At 65.9% G+C, this 6628-nt stretch carries 7 protein-coding genes; 2 read left to right on the top strand and 5 right to left on the bottom strand.

From position 1 onward, the window contains the following. Positions 1-224 precede the first annotated feature (224 nt). From AAGA11_16520 to AAGA11_16505, 4 genes are all read right to left on the bottom strand, one after another. Positions 225-1373, bottom strand: a complete 1149-nt coding sequence (locus tag AAGA11_16520; protein ID MEM9604472.1) for an FAD-dependent oxidoreductase — start codon at positions 1371-1373, stop codon at positions 225-227. Between the two features lie 189 nt (positions 1374-1562). Next, positions 1563-1772, bottom strand: a complete 210-nt coding sequence (locus AAGA11_16515; GenBank protein MEM9604471.1) for a cold shock domain-containing protein — start codon at positions 1770-1772, stop codon at positions 1563-1565. Positions 1773-1921: 149 nt separating this feature from the next. Then, positions 1922-2605 carry a sugar phosphate nucleotidyltransferase gene (locus AAGA11_16510; GenBank protein ID MEM9604470.1) on the bottom strand — a complete coding sequence of 228 codons (684 nt, stop codon included), beginning with the start codon at positions 2603-2605 and terminating at the stop codon, positions 1922-1924. Continuing rightward, positions 2602-3579 carry a phosphotransferase gene (locus AAGA11_16505; protein MEM9604469.1) on the bottom strand — a complete coding sequence of 326 codons (978 nt, stop codon included), beginning with the start codon at positions 3577-3579 and terminating at the stop codon, positions 2602-2604. The genes AAGA11_16510 and AAGA11_16505 overlap by 4 nt, the downstream gene beginning before the upstream one ends. A gap of 104 nt (positions 3580-3683) precedes the next feature. Here AAGA11_16505 and AAGA11_16500 point away from each other — a divergent pair, with 104 nt between their 5' ends. Then, positions 3684-4277 carry a YfaZ family outer membrane protein gene (locus AAGA11_16500; GenBank protein MEM9604468.1) on the top strand — a complete coding sequence of 198 codons (594 nt, stop codon included), beginning with the start codon at positions 3684-3686 and terminating at the stop codon, positions 4275-4277. A 10-nt stretch (positions 4278-4287) separates the two neighbouring features. Here the strand turns inward: AAGA11_16500 and AAGA11_16495 are convergent, their stop codons facing one another. Then, positions 4288-5784 carry a helicase HerA-like domain-containing protein gene (locus AAGA11_16495; protein MEM9604467.1) on the bottom strand — a complete coding sequence of 499 codons (1497 nt, stop codon included), beginning with the start codon at positions 5782-5784 and terminating at the stop codon, positions 4288-4290. Between the two features lie 165 nt (positions 5785-5949). On the opposite strand from AAGA11_16495, the gene AAGA11_16490 reads away from it, so the two are divergent. Continuing rightward, complete coding sequence (locus AAGA11_16490) at positions 5950-6558, top strand: TetR/AcrR family transcriptional regulator (GenBank protein MEM9604466.1); 609 nt, start codon at positions 5950-5952, stop codon at positions 6556-6558. Positions 6559-6628: the final 70 nt, after the last annotated feature.

Raw genomic sequence — 6628 nt, 5'->3', positions numbered from 1 at the left:
CGACCGGCGCGGGCTGAGCGCCCGTCGGCCCCGTGTCACTGCGCGACGAAGGCGGTGGGCATTGAGTCCGGTGACACTGTTCTTCGCGCCGTGTCGCTACCGCGACGACGACGCTCCCACGTTCTGAGACAGCACGCCGACGCTTGTGGGAGTCGCGTCGTTGCGTCAGCAAGACGTGGGGCCCGCCTCTGGACGAATGTGGCGGGCGGAGGCGTTGCGCGCCGCTAGGCGAGGACCGGCGGCAGCTCGCGTTGCAACGCCACTTTCTGCCTGACCGCCATCGCCCCGGTCAGCGCGATGCCGAGCAGGGTGCCGTCCTCGGATTCGAAGCGTGCCTTGACGCCGCCGTCCTCCTGCGTCTCGCAATGCCAGTGCCCCACGGCATCCGGCGCGGGTGGCGACACGACGATCGGGTGCACCGGGGTTTTGACCGCCACCGGCATGGCCGGCAGGGAGACCGGCGCCGGGTTGCCTGTCACCGCCGAGGCGAGCGCCCGAGCCATGTACATGATCGGCATCACGTAGGGCATCAAGAGGCCTTCGATCTCGATGCAATCCCCCAGGGCGTAGACATGCGGGTCGCTGGTTCTCAGGCAGCGGTCGACGACGATGCCGCGTGCGGTGTCGAGGCCGGCTGCGCGGGCCAGCGCCGTGTCCGGGACGAGACCGGCGGCCGAGAGCACGATGTCGGCATCGACGTGCTCGCCGTTGCTCAGCGCCAGCCTGAAGCCGTCGCCGTGCCTGTTGACCGCGCTGACGACCGTGCCAAGGTGGAAGTGCGTGCCGAGTGATGTCAGTGCCTGTTGGAGTGCGTGGCCAGCGGGCGCGGGCATGAGGCGCTCGAGCGGGTAGGCGTCCGGCCCGATCACGTGGCAGCTCAGACCGCCCGCGCACAGGTCGTTGGCAAACTCGCAGCCGATCAAGCCCGGGCCCATCACGGCCACCGTGGATTTGCCGTCGAGCCGATCGCGAAAGGTGGCGTATTCCCAGAGCGTGTTGACGCTGACCACGTCGTCCGCGCCGTCGCCCTCGAGTGGCAGGCGGATCTGCTGCGCGCCCGTGGCCAACACAAGGCTGTCATAGGGGTGCTCGCCGGTGTCGGTGGTCAGCCTGCGGGTCGCGGTGTCGATCGCCGTCACGCGGGTTTCGGTCAGCACCGTCGCGCCGAGCGCGTCGGCCATCTGATCTGCCGACTGCTGCTTCAGACCCTCGGCGGTCTTGCCTTTCGCAAAGCCGTTGCTGAGCATCGGTTTGGAGTAGTTGTGGCCGTCGTCCGCGGTGATCAGGGTGATCGGGAGGTCGGCATCCAGCTTTCGGATCTCACGCGCGGTGGTGTAGCCGGCGAGTCCGGTGCCAAGGATCGTGACGCTCACGTGGGGGGTCTCCGGTGGCGAGGGCGGGCAGCGCACCCTGCCACACCTCGTGCGGCCGGACAATGCACTTTACCGGACGTATACGTATGAAATGGGCTGTGAAGGGAGGGGGTGAGGGCGAAAAGTCCTATTTTTGGTATGAATGTACCAAAAACTGCGGCCGCGTCGTCGCCCGGCGAGCGGTGGAATTCAGAGCGGGTTGACGTCGGCGGCCTGGTAGCCCTTGTCGCCTTGTTGCAGGGTGTACTCGACTTGCTGACCCTCTTTGAGAGAGCGGTAGCCGTCGCCTGAAATAGCACGATAATGCACGAATACATCCTCTCCGCTCTCGCGCATGATGAAGCCGTAGCCCTTTGCATTGTCAAACCACTTGACGCTGCCTGTTTCACGCTCTGACATGGTTGTTCCTGTGTTAGCCACATATATCGGTGTGGAAATCTTACACAGGGAACCCTGAAACGGGGCTCTGGCGTGGTTGATAAATTATCCTATTCTTGTGCGGAACAAATTATCAACTAAAGTTTATTTTTATACATTTACTGACCGAATTACCGCGTCTGCGGTCGTGCCACGTGGGTGTTGAGCGACTCGAACGCCGCCACGGTCCCCACGTCGAACCACGCGCTGTCGGTGCGTTGGCCGGTCAGGCTGCCGCTGTCGATCAGCGACCGGAAGACGTCCGCCAGGCGGGGTGTGTCCGGCGCGGTGTCGACGAAGCGCGGGTCGATCCGGGCGATGCCGGCGTAGGTCAGGGTGGCCTGGCCGGCGCGCGGCAGGCTCACAGTGCCGTTGTCGGACAGGCAAAAATCACCGGCGGGGTTGTGCGGTGGGTTCGGCACCAGGAGCAGGTGCATGCCGGCGTGTGGTGGGGAGTGCAACGCGTCGAGTGCGGCGTCCGTCCACACGTCGCCGTTGACGAGCGTGAACGGTGCGCCGGACAGGCGGGGCAGCAGCCGGCGCAGCCCGCCGGCGGTCTCCAGTGGCACAGGCCCTTCGTGGCTGAACTCGACCCGCATGCGCGTGCGGCTGCGCGCCGGGGCGAGCAGGCGAAGGGTCGAAGAATGGTAACTACATGTGACCAAAGTGCGCGTATAACCGCTGTCTGAGAGTCGCTTCAGGTGTCGCTCGAGCACGCTTTCATGGCCGATTCTCAACACCGGCTTGGGGCACCGAGCCGTCAAGGGACGCGCTCTGGAGCCCAATCCGGCGGCGAGCAACACGGCTTCTGTCATGCCAGGGCGCTCGCCGGGTGGCGGTCGAGCAGCTCACCGAGCCAGTGTGCCGCCGGATACCGGGCCGCGACGTCGCGCACGTAGCGCTCGGTCAGCGGCAACGCGGGCAGGAATTGGGGCTTGTCGAGCTCCCGTGCGAAGCGGACGAAGGCCCCGAGGCACTTCAGGTGGCGTTGCAATCCGAGCCGGTCGACGCCCAGTCGCAGCCGCTCGAGGTCGGTGCCCTGGGTGTCGGCGTAGTGCGCCAGCGCGTGCTCGAACACGGTCTCGGGGAGCCCGACGTAGCAGTCGCGCAGCAGCGAGGCGAGGTCGTATCCCGGCGGTGCTGACAGCGCGCCCTGGTAGTCGATGACGCCGAGCGTTTGGTCCTCAAGTACCAAAAGGTTTCGACAGTGAAAATCGCGGTGGGTCCACACCGCTGGCCCGTCCTCGAACGCGTCGGCGAGCCAGGCACAGAGGTCGGCCCACTGTCGTGCCTCCGCCGGTGTCAGCCGGTGGTTGAAGGCCGCGAGGTAGTGGCGTGGGAACTGGTCGAGCTCGCGTGCGATCAGCGTGCGGTCGTAGCGCACGCGTGTGGCCGGGTTCAGCCGGTGCAGTGACACCAGCAGGTCGACGGCGCGCGCGTACCACGCGCTCGCGTCCGGGCCACCGGTGTGCGCCGCGAACAGGGTGTCGCCGAAGTCCTCCATGACGAGAAAACCCTGCACGAGGTCGGCCTCGAACTGCGCGGGCACGCGCACCTGCGCAGCCGCCAGCTCGGCGCTGATCGACAGGAACGTGGCGTTGTCTTCGCGCTCGGGCGGCGAATCCACCGCGACACGCGTGCCGTTGTCCGTATCGAAGCGGAAATAGCGTCGGGACCCTGCGTCGGCGGCGACCGGTCGCAGCGTGCTGGCGTGCGGGTAACACTGCGCCAGCCAGCGTTGCAGGGCGGCCCGACGCCCGTCTTTCGGCGCAGCCTTATCGGCGGTCATTGGCGGCTGCGTGCGTGGCCAACTGGACTATGCTCCAGGGAAGGACTGTTCTGTTGCCCCCGACAGCACGCGGCTCGGTGTGGTAACACCGGTATGGAGCGCCCATGAGATACGCCATTCTTCTGTTGATCAGCCTCGCGATGGCACCCGGTGCTCGCGCGGCGGGCGTCGCGTTGAGTTTGAGCGAAGAGACGGGTGAATTCACCTACTTGTTGGGCTCGCGCGGGTTTCTCGAGGGCGGCGTCGACATCGGCTTGTCCGGTCTCTACAACCACCGTGAAGACGTGCTGCTGTCGGCCGAGCTGATCTCACTGGGCCAACAGGCTGAACTCGGGCAGCCTTGGCAACTCGGCGTCGGCATGAAGCTCTACGGGCTGCGGCTGGACGACGGCCGCGAGATGAGTGCGGTCGCGCTGGGGGCCCGGCTCGCCTACATCATCCCGTCCAACATCGCGCCGACCGCGTTTGTCACCGAGGGCTTCTTTGCCCCGAGCGTGACCACCTTCGGCGACGCCGAGCGTCTGTTCGAGCTCGACGCGCGGTTTGAAGTCGAGATCACGCCGACCGCGCTCGGTTTCATCGGCTACCGGTTGATCACGACCCGCATGACGGAAGATTCGGACGACGTCGAGGTGGACGACACCGTTCACGTCGGCATCCGCTTCAACCTCGTGCCCGAAGGGTTTCGCAGCCGCTAGCAGGCGCAGCCTAGCGGCGCATCACGCCGCCGAGCAGGCCCCGCAGAATCTGGCGGCCGAGGGTGCGACCGACCGAACTGCTGACCGAGCGAACCAGGCTCTTGACCATCGCCTCACCGATGCTCTGGCGGTTGCCGCGGCCGCGACGTGCCTCGCGCTCGGCCTGTTGACGGGCTTTCTCCTCGGCCTCCTGAGCGGCCTGTGCCTCGGCTTCGCGCAGGCGCTGTTCCGCGCGCTCGGCGAGGATCTCGAAGGCGGACTCGCGGTCGATGGCGGCATCGTAGCGGCCGGCGAGCGGGCTCTGTCGGACGAGGTCCGCGCACTGTGATTCGCTGGCGGGGCCAAACTGGCAATACGGCGGGCGGATCAGGGTTTTCTCTGTCACGCTCGGGACGCCATCGCCCTCGAGGGTGGACACCAGTGCGACGCCGACGCCCATCTGCGTGATCGCCTCGGTGGTGTCGAACGCGGGGTTTGCCCGCATCGTTTGCGCCACGGAGCGGACGGCTTTCTGGTCACGTGGTGTGAACGCGCGCAAGGCGTGCTGCACGCGGTTGCCGAGTTGCCCGAGCACGCTGTCAGGGATGTCGAGCGGGTTCTGCGTGCAGAAGTAGATGCCGACGCCTTTCGAGCGAATCAGGCGTACCACCGTCTCCACCTTCTCGAGCAGCGCCTTCGGCGCGTCGTCGAACAGCAGGTGCGCCTCGTCGAAGAAGAACACGAAGCGCGGTTTGTCGAGGTCACCCACTTCGGGCAGGTTCTCGAACAGCTCGCTGAGCAACCACAGCAGGAAGGTGGCGTACAGCCGCTGGTTCGTCATCAGCCGGTTGGCAATCAACAGGTTGATGTGGCCGCGGCCGCGGTGATCGGTGCGCATGAAGTCCCAGAGGTCCAGCGCGGGCTCGCCGAAGAAGGCCTCGGCGCCCTCCTGCTCGAGGATCAGCAAGCGGCGCTGGATGGCGCCGACGGAGGCCGAGCTGACGTTGCCGTACTCGCTCTTGAACTCCTTCGCGTGTTCGCCAACGTACTGCAGGGTTTCGCGCAAGTCCTTGAAATCCAGCATGAGCATGCCTTCGTCGTCGGCAAACTCGAAGGCGATCGCGAGCACGCCCTCCTGCGTTTCGTTGAGGTCCATCAAGCGGGCGAGGAGCGTCGGGCCCATGTCGGCGACGGTGGCGCGAATCGGGTGGCCCTGCTCGCCGAAGAGGTCCCAGAGCACCGTCGGGCTGCCGCTGAACTCGAAATCGGTGATGCCGATGGTCTCGATGCGCTCGCTCACCTTCGGGTGGGGCGAGCCCGGCTGGGATATGCCGGTCATGTCGCCCTTGACGTCGGTGAGGAAGACCGGGACGCCCAGACGGGAAAACTGCTCGGCGAGCACCTGCACGGTGACGGTCTTGCCGGTACCGGTTGCGCCGGCGATGAGCCCGTGACGGTTGGCGTAGCGCGGGTTCAGGTAGACGGGGTGCTCACCCTTGCCAATCAGCATGCCTGTCTGTTCTGTCATAGGTGGGCCTCCTCTCCTCGAAACAACGCGTTAGCGGACGCGCACGGTGTGTCGCAACAGCGTCTTTGTCTGTCCGTTGCACGCGTCAGTGTAAAAGTATTGGAAATCAGGCGGTATACTACATGAGCGGTAGCGCCCGGGCGCGCACGGACAACGCAAGTATTCATGGCTTCTGAGTCACAAAAGGTAACGGGGGCGGGACGGCCCATACAGTACGATCGCGAGGCCGCGATCGACTCGGCTGCGCTGCTGTTTTACGAGAAGGGGTTCAAGGACACCTCCGTTCAGGACGTGGTCGCGGCGACCGGTATGCAAACCGGCAGCGTCTACGCGGCGTTCGGCTCCAAGCTCTCGCTCTTCCTCGAATGCCTCGACAAAGACCTCACCGGGTTGCGCATGCGCGTCGACACGCACCTGCACGACACGTGTGATCCACTCAAGGGGCTGGTGGCCTTTGCCGTGCCGAGCGATCCCGCGAACTGTCGGCCCTGCTTTTCATCCCGCGCGCTCGTGGATTTCCCGGACCGCGACAGCGAGGTCTGGCAACGCATCGCCGACGCCTGGCGGCACCGCGACGCGGCCATCCGCAACACGGTCGCACGCGGGCAACAGTCCGGGGAGGTGCGCGACGATCTCGACGCGCAGACCATCGGCCGCCAGCTCGTGGTCAAGATGATCGGCGGCAAGTTCCTGATGCACTACCTCTGCGGGCCCGACGGCGCTGACAGCCTGCTGAGCCAGGAAACCGTCGTCGACTACCTTCGGCCACGCTGAGCCACTGCACCCACGCGCCCGCGCGGGTGCGACGGTGGACAATACAACCGTGTGAATCGATTACACTATC

The sequence above is a fragment of the Pseudomonadota bacterium genome, from assembly GCA_039196715.1.
GTDB lineage: Bacteria > Pseudomonadota > Gammaproteobacteria > CALCKW01 > CALCKW01 > CALCKW01.
Note: the sequence above shows the minus strand (reverse complement) of the source record. Positions and strands in the feature narration are given on the sequence as shown.